Source organism: Devosia sp. (assembly GCF_039927955.1).
Classification (GTDB): Bacteria; Pseudomonadota; Alphaproteobacteria; order Rhizobiales; family Devosiaceae; genus Devosia.
This window is the reverse complement of record NZ_JBDSUA010000028.1, coordinates 108,048-129,918: the sequence shown is the minus strand read 5'-3', so window position 1 is coordinate 129,918 and position 21,871 is coordinate 108,048. Positions and strand designations below refer to the sequence as shown.

Here is a 21,871-nt window from a genome sequence, read left to right as displayed (position 1 = left end):
CAATAGTCTGTCTAGCGCGTTATCACAGCGGTGCCGTCCACCCAGACGCTGGCGATATTGCTGCGCAGAGTGCCGTAGATGATCTTTTCGAAGATCGCCACTGGATCCGTCAGCCCGAACAGGCGAATTCCGCCATCGCGAATGGTGGTATCGACGGCGATTGCGTCAAAGCGGTAGCCGGGAGCCAGCACGCCAATGGGTAGGTCCAGTGCCACGCCGCCCCCGGCCGTCGCCAGGTGGAATGCGGTGACAAGACCGATCGCTGATCCAGGCACGCCCCTGGAAGCGGCCGGCAATGTTGCATCGACGCCCTCTTCGAGCATGCGCGAAGACTGCACCGTGGTGCGGCAGGCCTCGAACATTGAAGCGGATGGACCGCCGGAAATGTCGGTGCCGAGGCCGACATGCACGCCTTTTTCCAGCGCTCGCCGCAGCGGGAACACCGAATTGGCAAAGTAGATGTTGGATAGCGCGCAGTGGGCGACACCGCTGCCGCGCGCGGCCACCAGATCCATATCGCCATCGGTCAGGAAATTTGCATGCGCCAGGACGGTCTTGCGGGTGAGCAGGCCAAAACCATCGAGCGCCGCCGCATCGGTGATACGATAGCGCTCCAGGGCATGGGCGTGCGCCCAATCGCTTTCCGAGCAGTGGGTCTGCACATGGCAGCCGCACTCGGCAGCGAGTTGGCCCAGACCGGCTAGCGCCTCGTCGGTGCAGGACGGAATGAAGCGGGGCGTAATCACCGGCAGCACCCGGCCATCACCATTTTCGGGATGGCTGCGGATATGATCGATCACGGCCCGTGTATCGATGATAGCGGAAGCTGGTGTGGCGTCGCGATAGTCATCCGGGCAGGCAGTGGCATCGTCCATCACCACCTTGCCCACCAGGGCGCGCTGTCCACGAGCAATGCAGATATCGGCCAGCAGCTTGCTGGCCTCTCGATCCTGTGTGGCAAAATAAAGCGCAGTAGTCGTGCCGGTAGCCAGCAGGTCATCGACCAGCATGGTGTACCGTTCACGCGCGAAATCAAGATCGCTATAGCGTGCTTCGAGCGGAAACGTGTAGCGCGTCAGCCAGACTTCCAGCGGCGCGTCGAGCGCGAGGCCAAGCTGGGGATATTGCGGCGCGTGCACGTGCAGATCGACCATGCCGGGCAGCCCGAACTGCCCTTCAGGCAAGCGTGAAAGCCTTTCCCCCAGCGCTGCTTCGTGAGCAGCGCGGCCTGGGTCGTCCAGCCCGAGCACAGCGCTGATCGTGCCGGTGGCATCGATCAGGATCAGAACATCGCGGAGTACCTCCAGCCGCCCCGGCGTTGGCGCATGGAAGAAGCTGCCGATGATACCGCCACCCCGCAGGTTCAGTCTGCTCACCAGACCACCGGATGCGTCGCGCCGGTCTGCACGTTGACAAAGCCGTTTGGCGCCAGCTTGGACGGGGCGACCAGCACCCAGCGCCAAGGCGAGCAGGTGAGCGTGGCAAAGATCAGGAACTCCGGGAAGCCGGGTTTCCAGCGGTTCATCGCGGCAGGGGCGTAATTCCAGGTGACCTGATCGGCGCGTTTGAGGAAGGCAGCCATGGCAGTGTCGAGTTCGGCTGCAGGCCGGGCCGTCATCAGTCCGGCGATTTCGAAACGCACTTCGGCGACCACCTCGCCCCTATGGACCAGTACCCAGCCGCCATCGATCTCCGAGAGCCGATTGACCGCCTTGGCCATGGCGGCATCGGACGAACCGATGCACCAGACATTGTGGCTGTCGTGCGCCACCGAGCAACAGAGCGCGGTGTCGTCATCCGCCGGGCCAACGCCGATCCAGAACATCGAGGCTGTCGCGGCGTCACCCCGATAGCGATCGACCAACGACCATTTGGTGATCATGCGCGACTGGTCGCGCTGCACGTGGCCGTTGACCACTGGCAGTTCCTCGACCAGAAATTCCTCGTTCCAGTGGAACGGGCGCAGAATGGCGGCCTGCATGGTCTCGCGGCCGGGCGCGCCGGCAATAGCGAAGTCGGCAGCGGTCAGGTCGCGGCCGACGTTCATCGTGCCATTGGCCCAGTCGGGCCAGTCGATTTTCGGCTGTGGGCCGGAATAGATCATGCCTTCGGACGCGAGTTTGCCGTCGGCATAGACGTGCTCGATCTTGAGCGTCGCAACATCGGACAGCAGCACGATATCGGCGTAGCGACCGGGGGTGAGCGAGCCCACCCATTGGTCGATCCGCATGTGGCGCGCCGGATTGATGGTGGCGCACTGGATGGCGATTTCGGGGTTCAGGCCATAGTGGATCGCGTGGCGCACATTGTAGTCGGTCGAGCCATCGCGCAGCGTGTCGCTGGCAGTGCGGTCATCGGTGGTGAAGGCGATATTGGACCAATCCTTGAGGCCGCGTTCGATCAGGCCGGGGATGATCACGTCATACGAGAACGGCCGCAGCTCGGTAAACAGTCCCCGCATCAGCCGATCCCAGGCTTCATCGAGCGCCCACACTTCATGGTCGGACGACAGGCCGGCGGCGGCGAAGGCAGAGATGTCGTGCGGATCGACCAGGCCTGATCCGTGGCCCTCGACGACGCCGCGTTGGGCAAAGGTAGCGCCGATCATGCCCCACATCCGGGCATAGCCGGGGTTGGAAGGGTCCCAGACCGAAGGCCAGTCCATGACTTCATCGAGCCCGGTAACGGAGAGGTTGTCAGCGAGGAATTTGTTCTGCTCGTCAAAGCCGTAATAGCCGCCGCTTTCTTCCCAGGCGCTGGGTGGCACAGCGGAGCCGGGCTGGATAAACACCTTGAGCGGGGAGCCGGCAAGGCGGGCTTTTTGCCAGAACTCGGTGTTTTTGGCGCCATTGACGTTGGCAAATTCGTGGCTGGCTTCGCAGGTCCAGGTATTGCCGCGCGGGATGACCAGGGCCGCCTCGAACTCAGGCGTCAGATGGGTGGATTCGATGTGCTTGTGCACTTCGCCTAAGCCGGGAACGGCCGCGAGATCATGGTGCTTGATCCGCTCACCCACTTCGCCGCGATACGAGCCGATCGGGCCGACATAGGCAATGCGGCGGCCGGAAATCACGATTTCCTGGTCGGTCAGCCATTCGTTGGCATGAACCGCCAATAGCCTGCCCACTTCGATGACGCGATCGGCGGGCATTTTGCCCAGAGCAACCAGCAGCAGATGCTGCCGGATTTTGACTTCGTCGGCAGCATTGAGGATCAGATCGTCAGGCAGGGTCATGTCTTGGCCACGCTCTTTGCCCGCAGCGCCTGTTGCGCGCGATAGGAAAACAGGATCAGCGCCAGGATGGTGACGACGAACGGGATCATGCGGATCAGCTCAGCCGGCGCGTCGGCGAACAGGCCGGGCATGACGATGGACAGGCCTTCAAAAGCGCCGAACAACAAGGCCGCCAGCATGGCGCCGACAGGATGGCGGGCACCGAGCAGCACGGCGCCGAGCGCGATGAAGCCGCGACCACCAGTCATGTCGCGGGCGAAGCCGACATAATTGAACATGGCCAGTTGCGCGCCGCCAAGGCCCGCCAGGCCGCCAGAAACGATCAGGCTCCAGGTGCGCACGGTGTTGACCGGAATACCGGCAGCTTCTGGCGCTGCGGGATACTCGCCCACGCCGCGCAGCCAGAGGCCCCAGGGCATGCGGTAAAGGAAATACCAGATGGCGAACACCAGGAACGCCGCCACCCAGGACAACACTGAATGGCCCGAGAACATCGCCGTCAGGAACGGCCCGATGCCCGGAATGGCGCTGAGGAAACTGAGATCAACCGGCGGGATTGCCTTGGAGACCAGATTGATCGAGGTGCCCTTGTCGCCGCCAGTGGCCAGGGACAGCGCAAACACGGTGCCGCCGGAGGCAAAGATATTGATGGCAAAACCAACGAGGATGATGTCTGCCTTCAGCCGCAGCGCAAAGAACGCCATCACCAGGCCGAGCAGGGCACCGGCGCCGACACCGGCCACCACGGCAACATACCAGGGGGCATAGACCGAAACGATCACTGCGGTCAGGCAGCCGACCAGCATCTGGCCCTCAAGCGCGACGTTGAGGGCGCCTGAAAGATCGGCAACGAGGCCACCCAAGGTTGCCAGCAACAGGGGAGTGGAGGTGCGGATGACGGTGACGAAGAAAGCCGTCGAAAAGATCGTGACGAGCAGCTCGGTCATTTCGGCGCTCCCTCCACGGCAACCGGCGCTGCGTCAGCTCGCCGGTTGAACAGCCCCGTCAGCCACGTCTTCCCCGGCATCGAGAATGATGAGGAAACCAGCAGGATGATAATGGCGGTGACGACGCCAATGACTTCCGCGGGTACATCGGTGCGGATGTTCATCAACTGCGCCCCTTGCCGCAGGTACCCGTAAAACAGCGCCACGACCGGCACGGCCAGTGGGCGCGAGCGGGCGACGATGGCGACGAGAATGCCCTCGAACGCCAGACCACCCTCGAACATCACGGTCAGTTTGCCATAGGTCTGGCCTTGCACGAACATGGCGCCCAGCATGCCGCCAAGCGCCCCGGCGCAGGTCATGGCAGAGACCATGATCACGGTGGATTTGATGCCGGAATATTCCGCGAATTTGGCGTTGTGGCCGACAAGGCGCAGTTTCAGGCCCCATGCGGTTCGATACAGCGCGAACCATACTACCAGCACGGCCACCAGTGCCAGGATCAGCCCCAGATCGATGCGGGTGCCGGCAAACAGCGGCGGGAACACGGCGATCTTGGGGAACGGCGTACTGGTGAGCACACCGGGTTTTTCATAGAGCTGAACGCGGACAAGGAAATTACACAGCTCGATGGCGATATAGTTGAGCATCAGCGACGAGACGATTTCGTTGGCGCCCAGCTTTGCCTTTGCAATACCGGGAATAAAGCCCCAGACGCCGCCCGCCAGCATGGCGGCGATGATGCCGAGCGGAATGGCGGCATAAGTGGGTCCAAGCGGCGACAGCGCCACATAGGTCGAGGCCAGCGCGCCGACATAGACCTGGCCCTGCACGCCCATGGCAAATTGGCGGGCCTGGAATACCAGCGAAAACGCCAGGCCGGTGACGGTGAGCTTGGCCACATCATCGATCCACAGGCCGATAGTGCGCGGCTTGGAGATCGGCGCCGTCAACATGATGTTGAGCGCTTCAAACGGCGTCTTGGAGGTGAACAGCACCACGATGAACGCCACGACGAGGGCGATCAGCAAGGCGGTTATGCTGCGCTGCGCTTCCTTGCGGATACTGGCCCAGCGGGACTGGCGCGCGAGGGCTTGTTGGGTGCTCATTTCAGCGCCAGCCTCATTTCTTCCTGGGTCTGGGTTGCCAGGCCAAGCATGTAGGTGCCCAGGGTTTCGGGGGTCAGATCGTCCTGATTGATGAAAGCCGCGACAATCTTGCCGCGATAAAACACTACCAGCCGGTCCGACAAAGCCAGCAATTCGGACAGGTCGGCCGAACTCAGCAATAGGGCAGCGCCGGCGTCACGTGCATCGGTCAGCGAACGCCAGATGAACTGGGTGGCGCCCAGATCGACGCCGCGCGTCGGCTGGCTGACCAGCAACAGCTTGGGTCGTTCGGACAATTCGCGCGCCACGACGACCTTTTGCATATTGCCGCCGGACAAGGTGCCAACAGCGGCGCCGGAGCCGCCAACGCGCACCGAGAAGCGTTCGATCAGTTGTTCGGCATTGGCCTTGATGGCTTTGAGATCGAGCAGGCCGCGACGCACGAAGCGCGTGTCGGCCAGCCGCGTTGCCACCAGATTTTCTGCCACGCTGGCGCCAGTGGCAAGGCCCTGGGCGATGCGGTCTTCGGGGATATTGGCGAGGCCCAGGCCCCGGCGTTCCAGAACGGACAGCGGCCCGACGCTGATCGAATTGAGATAGGCGACGCCCTGCGCAATTGGTCGCAGGCCGGAGATGGCATCGAGCACCGCCGCCTGCCCATTACCTTCGACACCGACCAGACCAACGATTTCGCCGGCCCGCACGGTCAGGTTCAAATCTTCGACCAGGGTCTGGTTGACTTCCCCTTTGACCCAGAGCGCCTTGATCTCGCAAACCGTCTCGCCGGTCGTGGCGGCGCGATCGACACGCAGCGCCACTTCGCGGCCCACCATCATGGTGGCGAGGCTTTTTTCGGTGACCTCGCTGGCGCCGACTTCGCCCACCGTCTTGCCGGCGCGCATCACGGTGATGCGGTTGGAAATCTCTAGGACCTCGGGCAATTTGTGGGCGATGAAGATCACTGTGCGGCCCTGCTCGACCAGAGCGCGCACGGCGATAAACAGCTCTTCGACTTCCTGTGGCGCCAGCACGGCGGTCGGCTCGTCCAGAATCAGAATGCGCGCGTCCCGGTACAGAGCCTTGAGGATTTCCACCCGCTGCTGCTGGCCGACAGGGAGTTGGCCAACAGGCGGCAGGGGGTCCACATGCAGCCGGAACCGCTCCGAAAGCGCGCGCACTGCTTCGATCGCTTGTCGACGATCGAATTTGATGCCGGCCTTGGGCTCGGAGCCGAGGACGACATTTTCATAAACCGAAAATGATGGGACCAGCGAAAAATGCTGGAACACCATGCCGATGCCCGCGTCGATCGCTTCGCGCGGATTGGTAAAGCTGACCGGCTTGCCGTCGAGCCGCAATTCGCCGCGGTCAGGCCGTTCGATGCCGAACAGGATTTTCATCAGCGTGGATTTACCGGCGCCATTTTCGCCGACCACTGCATGCACTTCGCCCGCTGACACCGTGAGATTGACACCGTCATTGGCCACCACGCCGCCGGGGTAGGTCTTGCCGATACCGATAGCTTCAAGAAGCGGCGCCATGTGCGTCATTCCAGTTGGAAAAAAATGGCGCCGCTGATCGTTCAGCGGCGCCGCGGCGATTATTGCATCGCGGTGTCTGGAACCAGTTCGCCAGACATGATCTTGGCCTCAATGGCATCGACTTCGGCGCGTACGTCAGCCGGAACCAGCTTTTCGTAATAGCTGTTCTTGGAGATGCCCACGGCGCCATCCTTGAGTCCAAGCAGTTCACGCACACCATACTTCTGGGTGCCATCGATGGTGCCCTTGAGCGCCAGATACAGCGACTCGCCGACCTTCTTTTCCACCGAAGTGAAGATCACGTCCGCCTGGGCCGGATCGGTCGGCGCGAAGATGCTGGCCTGGTCGCTATCGACGCCGACGGCGAGCTTGCCATTTTCCTTGGCGGCCTGCAGCGCGCCGATGCCGGTGGAGCCGGCGATCGGGAAAATCACGTCAGCGCCCTGACCGAACTGGGCCAGCGCGATTTCCTTGCCCTTGGCCGGGTCCGAGAAGGTGCCGGCAACGGTGCTCAGGATCTTGATATCGGGATTGGCAGCCTTGGCGCCCTGGTCAAAGCCCACCTTGAAATCGGTCACGGTGGGGAAGTCCATGCCGACGACTTCCGCCAGAACGCCCGACTTGGACAGCTTTGCGGCGGCGTAACCGGCAAGGTAACCCGCTGTGGAAGTGCCGTACATCACTGAAAGCACGTTGGGGAAGGCGCCGCCGGTGAAGTCGGGGCTGTCGTCGAAGTCGATGAACTTCACGTCCGGGTACTGCGGGGCGAGTTCGGCAATATAGGGGGTCATGTCGAACGTGCCGGCGATAACCACGTCATAGCCGCTGTCGGTGGCGTCAGCCAGCGCTGGCTGCCACTTGGTCTTGTCATAGCCCGCTTCGATGATCTTGACCGTCACCGGCAGTTCTTCCTCGGCCTTCTTCATGCCAGCGGCAGCGCTGTCGAAGAAGCTCTTGTCGCCCAGGGTGCCATGCAGCACCAACGCGACCTTGAGTGGATTTTCCTTGGTATACTCGGCGGCCTGCACGGCTGGTAGCGACACAGTGGTCAGCAGGCCGGCGGCAACGAAAAGCCCGGTTGCGGCGCGGCGGGAGAAAGTCTTCAACGACATGGACGGCTCCTGTTGGTTTTATGAAGGCTTGGTTGAGGTATAGGCGATAGACTTGCGGTAGAGCGCCGTGACGCGGGCGATGTCCGCAGTCTCGACGATAGTGGCCTTGGGCGTGCCGAGGCGACCGGATGGGTCGATCACGGTCATGCCACGGGTGATGCCCGGCGCCAGCGCCACATCGATCGACGCACTGATCGATTTGGTGATTATCGATGGATCAACGACAATCGCTGCCGCTAGCGGATCGACAAAGCGGAACACATCGCCGCCGCCATAGCCGACATTGACCCGGCGGGCATGGCTGGCAAGCGCTTCGGAAAAGGCCTTTTCGGTGCCGTCAGGCACCGTTGCAAAGGCAGCATCGACATTGGCGCCGGCCATATTATGGGTGACGCAGGGCTCCCACGGCACCAGCACGATTTCGAGCGACGCGTTGAACACGATCGAGGCGGCCTCCGGGTCGGCATAGATATTGAATTCGGCAGCGGGCGTGGTGTTGCCCCGGCCATAAACCGTGCCACCCATGATGGTCAGCGTGCCGATGCCATCGACAATCCCCGGCTCCAGCCGCAAAGCCAGCGCCAGATTGGTCAGTGGCCCGATCATCAGGAAATCGATTTTCTCGCCCCCAGCAGCCGCCTCGCGGAATGTCTGACGCAAAAACCCGATCGCATCATTGCTGGCAGGTGCCGGTATACTGCCGGGACGCGGCGCGCCGCCTAGGCCATCTTCGCCATGCACATATTTGGCGTCGATGATGGGCTGGGTCAGCGGGCGATCGGCGCCTCTATGCACTGGCACGCCGGCGCCAGCCACTGCCAGTACCGTCAGCAGGTTGCGTGTTGCAGCATCCAGCCCGACATTGCCGAACACGGTGGTCACCGCAAACGGGGTACGACCGCCCGCGATCAGCATCAACAAGGCCTGCGCGTCGTCAACGCCACCGTCACTATCCAGGATCAGCCTGTTCGTCGCCACTTACGCAACCTTTCGTGCGCGTTCGACCCTTGCCCAGAACTCCGCATAGGTCGCGGAGTAGCTGGACCGGATCGTTGCATAATTTTGTCGTTGCAGCACGCGATCTCGCACCAGGTTTTCCCCAGCCACCCACACATGAGCCACATCGCGCCCGCTGCCGGAATAGACCAGCACGGTTTCGACATCGGGTGTTTCCGAATATCCCGGTCCGGTCATGTCGATGGCGATGATGTCAGCCGCCTTGCCGATCTCGAGCGAGCCGATTTCATGATCGAGCCCAAGTGCCCTGGCGCCTTCGATCGTGGCCATGCGGATCAGCTCGACGCTGGAAATCGGCTGCGCCACGCCTTCGCGGTGCGAGGCAACAAGGCCCGCGACCCGCATCTCGGCAATCATGTCGTAGGAATTGTTGGCTGCAACATTGTCCGTCCCCAGCGCCACCACCACGCCCGATTGCTTCAGTTTGACGGCGGGGCAGGCGCCTGCGCGGCCCGACCGCAAGCCGGCAGTAGCGCAATACGCAACCGACGCCGCAGGTGCGGCAGCAAAAATCGCGATGTCGTCGTCCGAAAGATCAAGGCAATGGGCGGCATGAACGCGGCCCCGGAAAAACCCATCACGCGACAGCGCCTGCGTTGCCGTCAGCCCGTATTGGGCCATCGTGTGTTCGTTGTCTTCTGGCCCCGCCGCCATGTGCAGATGCATGCCGACGCCATATTTGACCGCCATGGCAACTTCGGCCCGCAACAAATCTTCCGAATTATCCACATAGGGCGCGTGCGGGCCGAACCACGGAATGATCCGCCCATCAGCCGAACGCTGCTGCTCAATAAAAGCGGCTGCCTTGCTCAGTTCGTCCGCGCCGCGCGCCTCATTGCCCAGTTGCACGATGCCATAGGCGATAACCGCCCGTACGCCGCTCTGGGACGCAGCGGCAGCAATCTCCTCGGCAAAGAAGTATTGGTCGCAAAAAGTGGTGGTGCCCGATAGCACCATTTCCGCACATGACAATGCCACGGCCGGGCCGATGTCGGAGCCGATCAGCGACAATTCCGGCTCACGGATCGAGTTGTACCAGCCGTCCATGGTCAACAGGCTCTGGCCTTCGGAGCGACCGCGGAACAGCACCATGGCGGAATGGGTGTGGGCATTGATCAGGCCAGGCATCACCAGGTGTCCCGGCAGCGAAATGGTCTCGTCGAACGGACCTGCGGGTAACGTTGCCGCCGGACCCGTTCCGGTGACCCGTCCGTCCGAAAAGCTCACCCAGCCGCCTTCAAAAACGGTATTTTGGGCATCAACGGTCAAAATCTTTGCGTTGAAAATTAGTACAGAACTCATTTGACCTGGGCTTAGTAAAGCGGTTTACATGACGATCTAATGCCAGATGGCAAGGGATTGTCAAATGCTATCGACAACCGAATGCTCAAACCGTATGCGCTTTTGAAAAATGCACAACACTACGGCACACATGGTGCCTATGCCCGAAACCCACATGGCCGTAGGAGCTTAAATCTGTTCATCGTCATCAATGCTCGGGCCGGGTTCACCTTCGTTAGCTGGAGTGCCTGATGGGTCAGTCAGTGGATTTCGCTCGTGCCTCCTGGCCCGATATTGCCGCAGCCGTGGACGCCGGCGTGTTGGCAGTACTGGCGATCGGCGCCTGCGAGCAGCATGGTGCCCATTTGCCGCTGACCACCGATACCGATCTCGCGCATGGTGTTGCCCGTCGCATTGCGGCTGGGCTCGATGCCCTGTTGTTGCCGCCGATCACCTATGGCGATGCATGGAACAATGAAGCCTTCACCGGCACCATTTCGCTGTCCCCGGCGACCTTGCGGGCGATGATCGAAGACATTGGTGCCGGCTGCCGGCGTATCGGCGCCAAAGGCCTGGTGATCATCAACGGCCATTTCGGTAACCGCGAACCGATTGCCCTGGCGGCGCGAACCCTGCTTGCTGCGGGGCTGCCGGTCATTCATCTGGATTACCCGCGGCTTGAGGCGCTGGCCAGCCAGATTTGCGATAGCGAACCGGCCGGGCCTGGATTTTACCACGCCGATGAAGTCGAAACCGCCATGATGCTGGTGCTGGTGCCGGAGGTCGTCGATCTCAGCCGCGCCGCGCCCGAATATCCGGATTTCCCGCCCACCTTCGGGCTCGAACCCATGCAGTTGCGCGCCTTCAATGCCAGCGGGGTGTTCGGCGATCCGCGCCCTGCAACTGCGGCCAAGGGCGAGGCGCTGATTGCCGGCATCGTCGAGGAAAGCCTGCGCCTGATCACGCTGTGGCGGGAGCGGCACTATGTCTGAGGGCGACCCATGGCAACCCTGAGCGACGTGGCCACCGCCGCTGGCGTCTCACCCACTGCGGTGTCGCGCTATCTCAACAATCGCATCGAGCTGCCGCAAGGCACGCGCGACCGCATTGACGCTGCCATCGCCAAGCTCGATTACCGCCCCAACCTGCTGGCCAAGCGCCTCTCCACCGGCAAGTCCGAAGCCATCAGCATTGTTACTCCGGAGATTTCCAATCCGTTCTTTGCCGAACTGGCCGCCGCTGTCGAAGCCGCCGCCGATTCCCACGGCTACGCGGTTTATATGTCCTCGACGCGCGGCGATCCGCTGCGCGAAATCGACGCCATCAAGCGGCTGCAGGACCAGCATGTCGATGGTCTGATCATGATGACCAATCGTCCCGACGATGGCACACTGGCGGCGCTGTTGCGCCACATCGATAACGTCGTGCTGCTCGATGAAGACATTCCCGGCGTCTCCGTGCCCAAGGTTTTCGTTGAAAACGAGCAGGGTGCCTATCTGGGCACACGCCACCTGATTGAGGCGGGTCACCGCGACATTGCCCTGATCAGCGGCCCGGCCGGACTGATGAGCGTACGCGAACGCCAGACCGGCTTCCGGCGCGCCATGGTCGAAGCCGGGCTGCCGATCCGCGCCGAATGGCTGATGCTAGGTGAATACTCCCGCGCCTATGGCGCCCAATCTGCCAAGACCCTGCTCGAGGGGTCGGTTCGTCCCACCGCCATCATGGCGTGTTCCGACTATCTCGCCATCGGCGTGTTGCAGGCGGTGCGCCAGGCTGGCCTCGTGGTTCCAGACGATCTGTCGCTGGTCGGCTTTGACGACATGGCTTTTGCCGAACTGGTCGATCCGCCGCTGACCACCATCCGCCAGCCGGTGGCCGAAATGGGCCGCCTGGCTTTCGAGCGGCTGCTGGCGCTGCTCAACAAGACTGAAGTCGCCACGGAAATCCGCCTGCCGGTCGAGCTGGTGGTCCGCCGGTCGGTCGCCCCCTTTGTTTCGAAAGGCCAATGATGACCAAGCGTAAAGTGCTGATCGCCGGGGAATCCTGGACGGTGCATTCCATCCACCAGAAGGGATTTGATAGCTTCACCACCACCGAATATGCCGAAGGCGTGCGCTGGCTGCGCGATGCACTGGAAGGCGCCGGCTGGGAGGTGACCTACCAGCCCGCCCACGTCACGGCGCGGGAGTTTCCCGATACCGTCGAAGCGCTCCACGCGTATGATTGTGTCATCATTTCCGATGTTGGTGCTAACACTCTGTTACTGCATCCCGACACGTTTACGCGCTCCAGGGTTTTGCCCAACCGGCTGCATGCCGTACGCGACTATGTCGAAACCGGCGGCGGGCTGGTGATGGTGGGCGGCTACATGACCTTTCAGGGCATCGATGGCAAAGCCCAATATGCCGGTTCCGCCATCGAAGCCGCGCTGCCGGTGACCATGATGCGCACCGACGATCGCGTCGAAGGCCCGCAGGGTCTGCCCATCGCGGTTGTCGATGCCGCCCACCCCATCGTTGCCGGGCTGGATGGTCAATGGCCGGTGCTGCTGGGTTATAACCGCTTCACCGCCAAGCCCGGCAGCAGCACTATCGCGCACGTCGGCGGCGATCCACTGCTGGTGGCCGGCTCTTTTGGCAAGGGACGCGGCGTGGCCTTTGCCTCCGATTGCGGGCCGCATTGGGCGCCGCCGCAATTCGTCGACTGGCCCGGCTATAACACGCTGTGGTCACAGATTGCCGCATGGGCGGCGGGAGCGATTTGATGGTCAAGGTTCAACAACCGCCCGATCCCTGGCAGCGGACGACTACCGAAAACGGCTTTGCTGCTGATGAGGTGATCTCGGCGCTGCAAAAATGCCTGCGCCGCGGCATGCTCGACAACGCCCTGCTGTTGGGTTGGGAAATGTACGCCACCAGCCCCGAAATGGAAGAAAAGCTGTGGTCGCGGCTCTGTGTTATTGCCGTAGAAGACATCGGCATGGGCCGGCCTGACGCGCCGGTGCTGGTAGAGACGCTGTATCAACAGCATCAGCGCTATGAGCGGCCAGGCGGCGACCGGTTCCTGTTTGGCGCGCACGCCATTCGGGTGTTGGCCACTTCGGCCAAGGACCGCACCAGCGATGACATGGTCAATTGGGCCATGCGGGGCACGGCGCTGGGCGAACTCAGCCCGCACATTCCGGACTTTGCGCTCGATATGCATACCCAGGCCGGCCAGAAGCTGGGCCGAGACTATCGGTTCTTCATGGAAGAGGCCTCCAAGGTCATTCCAGAGATCAACGACAAAGACCACCGCTATCGCGACTGGATCATGCAGGCGCTCGACGCAGGCAAGCTAACGTGACGGACGCTACAGCAACCGATTTGCTGGTCGAGGCGGCCAGCGAAGTCGGCGTTCGCCAGAGGCTGGCGCTGGTGGCGCTCGGCAAGCGTCGGGCCGATCGTTCTGTTCGCGTCGGCCGCTTGCTCGATGTCCATGGCCGCGCCTGGCACGATGACCAGGAAATTGTCATTTCCGGTCGCCGCATCGCCTGGGTCGGGCCCGCCGGCGCGTATCCCGGCGCAGTAGCGGAACGCCTCGACCGGCGGCATTTGAGCGCCGTGCCCGGCTTTGGTGAGGTACACAAGCATATCGAATCAAGCCATCTGACGCCCGAATATGAGGCGGCACTGGTGCTGCCACACGGCAACACCTGGACCTGCGAGGCCAGTCACGAATTTTCCAACGTCAACGGCCCAAAAAATCTCGAATTCTGGTTGACCGCGCGCCTTGCCGGTTCGCCGATGAAGATATTTCCATTGCCCGGGTCGGCCGTGCCGCCAACGGCTTACGAATGGGGTGGCGGCCATTTCGGCTATGATGAGCAGCAGAGCTTTCTGAAGCAGCAATTGATGGTCGCCGGGCTCGACGAGGTCATGGATTGGCCAGCGGTGTGGAACCCGGAAAACCCGTCCTACGAACGGCTCTGGGGCATGATCCGCGCCACCTTCGAGCAGCGCGGCGTCATCGAAGGCCATGCCGCCGGGATGCGCGCCATCACCGACATCAATGCCTTTGCCGCCGCCGGCATGGCCTCGGATCATGAGGCCTGGACCACCGAGGAAGTGCAGGACAAGTTGCGGCGCGGCCTGTTCATGGAACTCCGCCCCCATTCATTGCCCGACATCATCAAAGGTCTGCTGGCCGCCGGCCAACAGGACTGGTCGCAATTTGCACTCTGCACCGATGATCGCTCCTGCTCCGATACGCTCAAGCTCGGTGCCACCGATCATAACGTGCGGTTGGCCATCGAGGCTGGCCTGCCGCCCGAAATCGCCATCCAACTGGTGACCATCAATCCAGCCCGCCACATGCGGCTGACGCCATGGGTCGGCTCGATCGCGCCGGGACGCTTTGCCGATCTGGTCCTGCTCGATGACGTGCAAAAACTCGCCATCGCCGAAGTGTGGGCCGACGGCGTGCAAGTCTCCGCTGGCCCAAAATTCCTGCCGCCCATCCCTCGCATCGACTGGCCGGTCTGGGCGACACAAACCGTCAACATCGCCGAACTCATTGCCGCCGACGCCTTCGCCATCCCCGCCGCGCCCGGTCGCCAAACCATGCAAGCCGCTGTGCTGCGGCCGTTCCATTGGTCCGATGACTTCATCACCATGGACCTGCCGGTCCGCGATGGCCTTGTGCAGCGTGATGATACCCGTAACGTGACCAAGTTCGCTATCGTTGATCGCTTTTCCGGCGAGGGTAAAACCTCAAAGATGTTCTGGCTCGGTACCGGTCCGAAAACCCCCGACACGGCGCTTGCCTGCACCATGGGTCACGACAAGCACAATATCTGGGTCGTGGGCTCGTCTGACGCCGCCATGGCCCAGGCCGTCAATGCCTTGCGCCAGACTCAGGGCGGCTGGGCGCTGGTGCGCCAGGGCGAGCTGGTTTCCACAGTTGTCTACGAAGTCGGTGGACTGATGAGCTGTCGCCCCGCTGAAGCAGTGGATGCCGAAATGCAGGCGCTTTACGCCGAGGGCGCCAAGATCGACTGGATGTACGAACCCACCTTCTCGCCGCGCTGGTGGCCTGGCTTCCCCGAGCGGCTGGCCTTCGCCACCCTGACCTGCGCCCCGTGGCGCTGGGTGCTGGTCGCGCCTTCGCCACTGGCGCCAGAGGGCTTCGTCAATGTCTCAACTGGTAACACCCACCCGATCGTCTGGTAGCAGGCTGGGGCCAAGTTCGGTCGGAAGATCGGTGGCGACTTCACGGTTTTTTGGGATTATGGCAATGTCATCAGCGGCAGGTGCCGACCCCGTCTCGGTCGTTGAGGGGACCGCTGGCGTGGCCCAGGAGCGGACCCCTCCAGACTGGACTGCAGTGTCCTACCTACACCCGCGTCCTGCGGGTCGTGTTCAGGCAGGCATCAAGTGTCAAACACCTGCACGAGCCTTCCCTGGGTAGTGAACAACCGACGCAAGTCGTTGATGTCGGGGAGGCTGGGAACGGGAGGAAAATCGCTGTGCTGTTGGAGTGGCTCCGCCAAAATGGCTGCGGATAGTAGCGTCGTGCCGGCGGCGATCGTCCCGCGTAACTGAGGAAGCAGGGTTCGCGCAGCCATCACATTTGTATTGCTCATTGGACTGAGAACCATCGGGATGCGGGCGTCGAACCCAACGATAATGCTGACGTCGCGCGCGGTTCTCACCTTGGCGCGCGTTCCGTTAAGCTGCTCGCTAAAGGCCCGCAGGTCCGGCTTGGCGATAGCGAAGCCGCCCTCGGCGACCATGAGCGGATGCGGCGTCGTGATTTCATGGAGTCGAAGATGCCAGCGCCCCGCCGGGAGCACCCAGCTTTCAACCACGACGTCGTCCAGCGGGCGCCACTTTGAATACAGCACGTCGCCCGAAATCATCGCCGTCTCGCACCCCTCGCGCACACGGAAATGCAAGCCGTCGATGGAGACGCTGAGCATGTTGTCGGTGGCGGCGCTGGGAAAATGCCGTTCATTGGCTTCGATGGAAAAGCCATAGCGGGTCGAATAGGCGAACTTGGCGTACTTTTCTGGCGTCCCACGCCAGCGGGCGTAGTATTGACCCGAGGTCAGCGCCACCGAATGGCCGGGCAGGTGTTGCATCACCATTCCGGGTTCAGGCAAAGCGGTGGGGGATGGCAAGGTCTCCGGCACTTCCTCTAATGCGGTCCAGAACGGATGATCTTCTGGCAACGCCAGTGGCAGAAACGCTTTCATCGCCCAATAGGGTGAGCCAGCCGAATTGTAGCCTTCGCTCACCAGCAAATTGGGGGTGCAATAGCCAATCGATAATACGCCATCGCGCTCGAAGATCGGCTGCTTGGCCCACCAACGCAAATTGCGCAGGTAATATCCCTTGATCTGCCCCCATGGGAGCGCCTCCAGGCCGGCAAAGGCCAGCGCCCCCCAAAAACCGGCATGGGCAAAGCGGTAGGTGAGGCTGCGACCGAACGGCAGCGCCGAGCCGTCCTCTGCGTACCAATGGCGGATGGATTGGGCAAACTCTGCGGCGCGCGAACGGTACCGGTCGGCCCGCATTGGATCGTCAGCCAGCTGGGCATAGATCAGCCCGTAGTAGTGAAAGGCGAACGGAATGTAGTGATCGGCGCTGCGGATCGGCCCGTCGCGATACCAGCCGTTGTCCATGGCGAAGCCATCAATGTCATCCAGATAGGCGTTGCGCCCGGCATCGTCGACCGCAACGCCGCAATGGGTCAGCCCCAGATCGATCATAACCCGGAAGAACTTCCAGTTGCTGTCGACAAACTCATGGTCGCGCCCGGAGCGCAAATAGGCTGCAACGCGCAGTTTTGCGGCCGCGTCCAGCGGATCCCAGATCTGTGGCCGCGCCAGGCGGAGTGCCAGCCCGATGGCGGCAAGTTCAACCTGGCGTTGATCCTTATCGAAGATGTCGCCCCAATAGTGGGGATGGGATGGGTCGGTCCCGTTGCTCAGGCCCTCGCGATAGAGCCCCCAATGATCGAAGTCCCCACCGCCAGCAACGAGCGGCACAATGCCCCAGAGCGGCCTGGCAAAACCTTCAAGCTCGGCAGCGGCCTGATCGAAATGGGCTGACACGGGGCTCAAGGCCACGCGCGCGCCCGAGCTCGAAAAGTGCGGGAGGAGCGGCGCAAACAATTGACCAACCGCTCGCTGCACGTCTGAGCGGTCGATAAACGGATTGCTGGAAAAGCTGTTGGACAAGTTGGATGTTCCGGATCGTGGGGCCGGTGATGCCGGCCCCACAAAATGCTATTTGATGTCGGCGACGCCGGCATTCATTTCCTTGATGCCATCATCGATCGAGATATTTTCGGTCATGATCTCGTCGTGCACGCGGTTCAGCACCAGCTCATATTCCGGGGCTTTTAGGTCCACCGGCATTTCGAGGTAGGTGGCGGTGGTGATCAGGGCCTCAGCGCTGGCCGGGTCTGATGGGAATCCCGGAGTTGCGGTGATGGTCTTGATGACGTTTTCATCGCGCAGGGCCGGCAGCGTACCGGTTGCTGCAACGATCGCAGCGCCTTCCGGACCCGATACGAAGGCGATGAAGTCCTTGGCAGCATCGGCTTTCTTGGAGTTGACGTTGATGCCGAGCGAGGTCACCTGGGCCGCAGTCGCACCAGAGGCCACACCATCGGGGTGCGGATAGCGCACGATGCCCCAATTCTTGACGGTGGATTCACCGGTCGCCTGCTTGGCGATCTGACCGCCAATAAACCACGTGCCCATTGGCAGCATGGCGGTTTTGCCGGCAAACCACGGGCCGGAATAATGCGTCTGCGATGTCTTCAAGGATGCATAAGAGGGCGCTATGCCATCGGTTTGCAGCGCCAGGGCGCGTTCATACCAGGGCTTGAGGAAACTGTAGTCCTTGGCAATCAAGGTGTGTTCCCCGCTCTGGATCGCGGGGAGTTCCACCGCAGAACGCCACACGTGGAAGTGGGTGCCATAGACCTTGTCGGGGCCAAAGCCGGTGGTGACGGCACGGGCGGTTTCGTCAAATTGCGCCCAGGTCATGTCGTTGGTCGGATAGGCGATGCCGGCAGTGTCAAACGCGTCCTTGTTGTAGTAGACAATCCAGAAATCGGCACGGAACGGCAGGCCGAAAACGCCGCCGTTGACGTTGAGAGCTTCGATCAGGCCGCCATAGCCCTTGGTGTCCGTCGGTACCACGCCGAGGTCGGACAGATTGAGCAGGCGCCCAGTATTGACCATCTGGGCGTAGCCCGGGACGTCCTTGATCGAAATGATGTCGAGATCGTCACCACCGCCGGTCAGCTGGGTCATCACCATCTGATTGTAGTCAGCCGAGCCCAGATCGGTGTGTTCGATCTTTACATCGGGGTGGGCCGCTTCATAGGCGGTGATCAGGGGCTGGTAGAATGGTGTCTTGTCCCAGTCCCACAGGGCCCAGTTCAGGGTCACCTGCTCGGCCATGACCGGGCCCTGCATCAGGGTCAATCCAGCCGCCGCGATGGCTACCGATTTGAGAAATGTGCGCTTTTTCATTTTCTTCCTCCTTGTTAAAAACTTAGGCTAACTGCGAATTGGTCTTGCTGCCGCTCCGTCCTCCGGTTCGGTTGTGCAGAAAGCAAGGCTCAGGCGAACACCCTTGAGCGTGGCAAAACTGGTGACCAGCGCACCGAGAGAAAAATTGACCAGCACCGGCAACAGCACTGAAACGGGGTAAAACCAGATGTGCGCCAGCCACAGCAGCGCCACCACGGCCAGCGCTGCGAGCCCAGGCAAGGGCCGAGTCAGCACCCCGATTGCCGAGGCCCTCAGCACATCGCGTAAAGGCCGGTCGCGGCCCAGGCCCAAAGCTGCAAACAGATGCGCACCGAACAGCGGCAGCGCCACAGCCACCAGCAGGGCGATGGCCAGTGGCGGGGCAAAAGCCAGGCTAGCTTTGGCGGCCGTGGCATAGGTTGAGATGGCCTGTGCGCAGAGTAGTCCGCCGCCGCAGAGCAGCGCGCCCAGCACACTGGTGCGCACAAAGCCGGTGCGGAATGCCGCCCAGAAATCGCGCCATAGATAGACGGTGCGATCCTCGATCATCTCCACGCTGATCCGCACCATGGCGCCATAGGCAGCCGGCAGGGTGATCAGCGGCAAGCTAAAGGCGATGAACAGCAGGTTGAGCTTGATCAGTTCCCACCACTCGCGGCCCAGCACATGGGCCAGTAGCCGAAGCCCTGTCGGCTTGGGTGCATTCTTGTCGATGCCCTTGCCTTCCCCAAAATAGTAGTTGGTCAACCAGTTCATGACCGCAGGCTTTCCACGCTGTTGGTCATGCCAGCGCCATTTCGCTTTGTGGGTCGAACAGATGCGCAGTGGACAGGTCGGCGATCAGGGTCAGTTGGTCGCCGATCCGCGCTCCGCAGCGCGGCGACACCCGCGCCACGATCTGATGGCCACCGAGCATGGCATTGAGGTGAACTTCCGGGCCCATCGGCTCAACCAGCTCAACATCGACCTGCATCGACACCGTCAATGCCGGGTCAACATCGAGCGGCATCCGCTCATGGAAATTCTCGGGCCGCAGCCCCAACACGCAGGCCTTGTTCTCATAGCGCCCGGAGACGCTTTCAATCAGCCGTGCCGGCAGGGGCAGGTTCTCGCCGTTGAAGCTGGCGGTCAGGGTGGCGCCCTCAGGCGTGATGGTGACGGGCAGGAAATTCATCTGCGGCGCGCCGATGAACCCGGCGACGAACATGTTGACCGGGCGATCATACAAGACCTGTGGCGTATCGACCTGCTGGATATGTCCATCCTTCATCACCACAATGCGGTCGGCCATGGTCATCGCCTCCACCTGGTCGTGGGTGACGTAGATAAACGTCGCATCCAGCCGTCGATGTAGCTTGGTGATTTCGGCGCGCATAGCCGAGCGCAACTTGGCGTCGAGATTGGACAGCGGTTCGTCGAGCAGAAACACTTCGGGTGATCGCACCATCGCCCGGCCCAGTGCCACGCGCTGCCGCTGCCCGCCAGACAGAGCCTTGGGCTTGCGATTGAGCAGGTGGGTGATGTCGAGGATTTCGGCGGCGTCCTTGACCTTCTGCTCGATTTCCTCCTTGGGCGCCCGGCGCAATTCCAGCCCGAACGCCATGTTCTTGTAAACTGTCATATGCGGATAGAGCGCATAGTTCTGGAACACCATGGCGATATCGCGGTCCTTGGAAGGAACGTCGTTGACGATGGTGTTGCCGATTACCAGGTCGCCGCTCGTCACCTCTTCCAGCCCCGCGATCATGCGCAAGGTCGTCGACTTGCCGCAGCCCGAGGGCCCGACCAGAATGATGAATTCCTTGTCGGCGATTTCGAGGTCGATATCGTGCACGACGGTCAGTGCGCCAAAGGATTTGCGGATCTTTCGCAGTGAAATGCCGGCCATTAGAGTTCCAGTGTTGTTTGCGTGCCTGGATTGGTCACCAATAGGGCGCCCAATGGCGCGACAGCCGCGTCAGGCCTTCGAAGTAATAATAGTCCCCCCAGGCCACACATTCGTCGACGCCTTCGCCGCGGCAGGTGTTGAAGGGTGATTTCTTGGAATAGGTGGCGTGCAGCACCAGCCCATTGGAAACGGCCGGATCGCGAACCGCATAATTGCGCCACAGGCTTCCAAGCATCTGCGCTGCCAGCCGCCGCAGTTCTGCGGCCCGTGTTCCCCCGATCTGATCGGCCATTTCAAGGAGGCCTGATGCAACGATCGACGCTGAGGATGAATCGCGCGGCTCATCGCCATCGATAAAGGTCAGGTCCCAATAGGGGATCAGATCGTCAGGCAGGCGATTGAGATAATAGGCCAGCAGGTTCTCGAACGCTTCGAGATAGGCCGCGTCGGGTTCATAGCGGTAACAAGCTGCCATCCCCGCGATCGCCCAGGCCTGTCCCCGCGCCCAGGCGCTGTCGTCGCGGTAACCCTGCTTGGTGGCGCCGCGCACCGGCGCGCCCGTTTCCGGGTCCATGTAGAACGTGTGATAGGTGGAATGATCCGGGCGGATGGAATTGGCCAGCGTCGTCCGCGCATGGGCCAACGCCTTGATGCGATATTTGGCGTCGCCGCTTTCCGAACTGGCCCAATAGAGCAGCGGCAGGTTCAGCAGGCAGTCGATGATGTAGCGGTAATTGCCGGGCTCGCCCATCGGCCCCCAGGCCTGGATAAACTGGCCCCGCTCCTGAAATCGGTCTAGCAGTTGATCGGCGGCCAGCAGCGCAGCGCGGCGACCATCCGCATCGCCAACCAGTTTCCACGCAGCCACGCAACTGGGCGAATACAGGAACCCCATGTCGTGATGGTCGGTTTCGATGCGCTTCTCGATCCGGTGCAGAAAGCTCTGCACCTGGATCTGTGCAGCGTTGCGAAAGATCGCCTCGCCTGAAGCTTCATAGGCCAGCCAGATTTCCCCCGGCCAAAAGCCCGACGTCCACTGGTCGTTATCGACGGCCGGATAAAAGTTGTTCACGCTCGAGTGGTTTTGCGAAGCGTTGGTGAACTTGAGGAGGTTGCGGCGCACCTGGGCAATGGCGATGCCCATGGCATCGTCAACTTCCGAAGTGGAAATTGGCGCGATTTCGAATTGGATTAGCGTTTCAGGCATG

General features: G+C 61.9%; 18 protein-coding genes. 5 read left to right on the top strand and 13 right to left on the bottom strand.

Annotated elements, in window-relative coordinates:
* Window positions 1–11 precede the first annotated feature (11 nt).
* Genes guaD through ABIT12_RS08400 form a run of 8 tightly spaced genes read right to left on the bottom strand, consistent with a single transcriptional unit; the run spans window position 12 to window position 10,263 of the window.
* Complete coding sequence (gene guaD, locus ABIT12_RS08435; protein WP_348042369.1) at window positions 12–1,376, bottom strand: guanine deaminase; 1,365 nt, start codon at window positions 1,374–1,376, stop codon at window positions 12–14.
* A complete protein-coding gene (locus tag ABIT12_RS08430) occupies window positions 1,373–3,235 on the bottom strand; it encodes an adenine deaminase C-terminal domain-containing protein (RefSeq protein WP_348042367.1) in 1,863 nt (620 codons plus the stop codon). The genes guaD and ABIT12_RS08430 overlap by 4 nt, the downstream gene beginning before the upstream one ends.
* The gene (locus ABIT12_RS08425) at window positions 3,232–4,182 is read right to left on the bottom strand and encodes an ABC transporter permease (RefSeq protein WP_348042366.1); all 951 of its coding nucleotides are present in this window, start codon (window positions 4,180–4,182) and stop codon (window positions 3,232–3,234) included. Before ABIT12_RS08425 ends, ABIT12_RS08430 begins: the two co-directional genes overlap by 4 nt.
* Window positions 4,179–5,291: an ABC transporter permease gene (locus tag ABIT12_RS08420; protein WP_348042365.1), complete on the bottom strand. Its 1,113-nt coding sequence runs from the start codon at window positions 5,289–5,291 to the stop codon at window positions 4,179–4,181. The genes ABIT12_RS08425 and ABIT12_RS08420 overlap by 4 nt, the downstream gene beginning before the upstream one ends.
* Window positions 5,288–6,832, bottom strand: coding sequence for an ABC transporter ATP-binding protein (locus tag ABIT12_RS08415; protein ID WP_348042364.1), 1,545 nt, complete (start codon window positions 6,830–6,832; stop codon window positions 5,288–5,290). Before ABIT12_RS08415 ends, ABIT12_RS08420 begins: the two co-directional genes overlap by 4 nt.
* A 59-nt stretch (window positions 6,833–6,891) precedes the next feature.
* Window positions 6,892–7,944, bottom strand: a complete 1,053-nt coding sequence (locus ABIT12_RS08410) for a BMP family ABC transporter substrate-binding protein (protein ID WP_348042363.1) — start codon at window positions 7,942–7,944, stop codon at window positions 6,892–6,894.
* A gap of 18 nt (window positions 7,945–7,962) precedes the next feature.
* Window positions 7,963–8,922, bottom strand: coding sequence for a nucleoside hydrolase (locus ABIT12_RS08405; protein WP_348042362.1), 960 nt, complete (start codon window positions 8,920–8,922; stop codon window positions 7,963–7,965).
* Window positions 8,923–10,263, bottom strand: coding sequence for an amidohydrolase family protein (locus tag ABIT12_RS08400; RefSeq protein ID WP_348042361.1), 1,341 nt, complete (start codon window positions 10,261–10,263; stop codon window positions 8,923–8,925).
* A 230-nt stretch (window positions 10,264–10,493) separates the two neighbouring features.
* On the opposite strand from ABIT12_RS08400, the gene ABIT12_RS08395 reads away from it, so the two are divergent.
* Genes ABIT12_RS08395 through ABIT12_RS08375 form a run of 5 tightly spaced genes read left to right on the top strand, consistent with a single transcriptional unit; the run spans window position 10,494 to window position 15,455 of the window.
* The gene (locus ABIT12_RS08395; RefSeq protein WP_348042360.1) at window positions 10,494–11,234 is read left to right on the top strand and encodes a creatininase family protein; all 741 of its coding nucleotides are present in this window, start codon (window positions 10,494–10,496) and stop codon (window positions 11,232–11,234) included.
* A 9-nt stretch (window positions 11,235–11,243) separates the two neighbouring features.
* Entirely contained in the window at window positions 11,244–12,254 is a 1,011-nt protein-coding gene (locus ABIT12_RS08390) for a LacI family DNA-binding transcriptional regulator (protein ID WP_348042359.1), read from the top strand.
* Entirely contained in the window at window positions 12,254–13,009 is a 756-nt protein-coding gene (locus ABIT12_RS08385) for a glutamine amidotransferase (protein ID WP_348042358.1), read from the top strand. Before ABIT12_RS08390 ends, ABIT12_RS08385 begins: the two co-directional genes overlap by 1 nt.
* A complete protein-coding gene (locus ABIT12_RS08380) occupies window positions 13,009–13,590 on the top strand; it encodes an AAA family ATPase (RefSeq protein WP_348042357.1) in 582 nt (193 codons plus the stop codon). The genes ABIT12_RS08385 and ABIT12_RS08380 overlap by 1 nt, the downstream gene beginning before the upstream one ends.
* Window positions 13,587–15,455 carry an adenine deaminase C-terminal domain-containing protein gene (locus ABIT12_RS08375; protein WP_348042356.1) on the top strand — a complete coding sequence of 623 codons (1,869 nt, stop codon included), beginning with the start codon at window positions 13,587–13,589 and terminating at the stop codon, window positions 15,453–15,455. The genes ABIT12_RS08380 and ABIT12_RS08375 overlap by 4 nt, the downstream gene beginning before the upstream one ends.
* Window positions 15,456–15,655: 200 nt before the next feature.
* On the opposite strand, the gene ABIT12_RS08370 is transcribed toward ABIT12_RS08375, so the two are convergent.
* From ABIT12_RS08370 to ABIT12_RS08350, 5 genes are read right to left on the bottom strand one after another with little or no spacing between them, the layout of a single operon-like run.
* Entirely contained in the window at window positions 15,656–17,509 is a 1,854-nt protein-coding gene (locus tag ABIT12_RS08370) for a DUF2264 domain-containing protein (RefSeq protein WP_407065604.1), read from the bottom strand.
* A gap of 6 nt (window positions 17,510–17,515) precedes the next feature.
* A complete protein-coding gene (locus ABIT12_RS08365; RefSeq protein ID WP_348042354.1) occupies window positions 17,516–18,775 on the bottom strand; it encodes an extracellular solute-binding protein in 1,260 nt (419 codons plus the stop codon).
* A gap of 27 nt (window positions 18,776–18,802) precedes the next feature.
* The gene (locus ABIT12_RS08360; RefSeq protein WP_348042353.1) at window positions 18,803–19,531 is read right to left on the bottom strand and encodes a YesL family protein; all 729 of its coding nucleotides are present in this window, start codon (window positions 19,529–19,531) and stop codon (window positions 18,803–18,805) included.
* A 25-nt stretch (window positions 19,532–19,556) separates the two neighbouring features.
* Complete coding sequence (locus ABIT12_RS08355; protein WP_348042352.1) at window positions 19,557–20,663, bottom strand: sn-glycerol-3-phosphate ABC transporter ATP-binding protein UgpC; 1,107 nt, start codon at window positions 20,661–20,663, stop codon at window positions 19,557–19,559.
* 34 nt (window positions 20,664–20,697) lie between these two features.
* A complete protein-coding gene (locus tag ABIT12_RS08350; protein WP_348042351.1) occupies window positions 20,698–21,870 on the bottom strand; it encodes a glycoside hydrolase family 88 protein in 1,173 nt (390 codons plus the stop codon).
* Between the last annotated feature and the right edge of the window lies 1 nt (window position 21,871).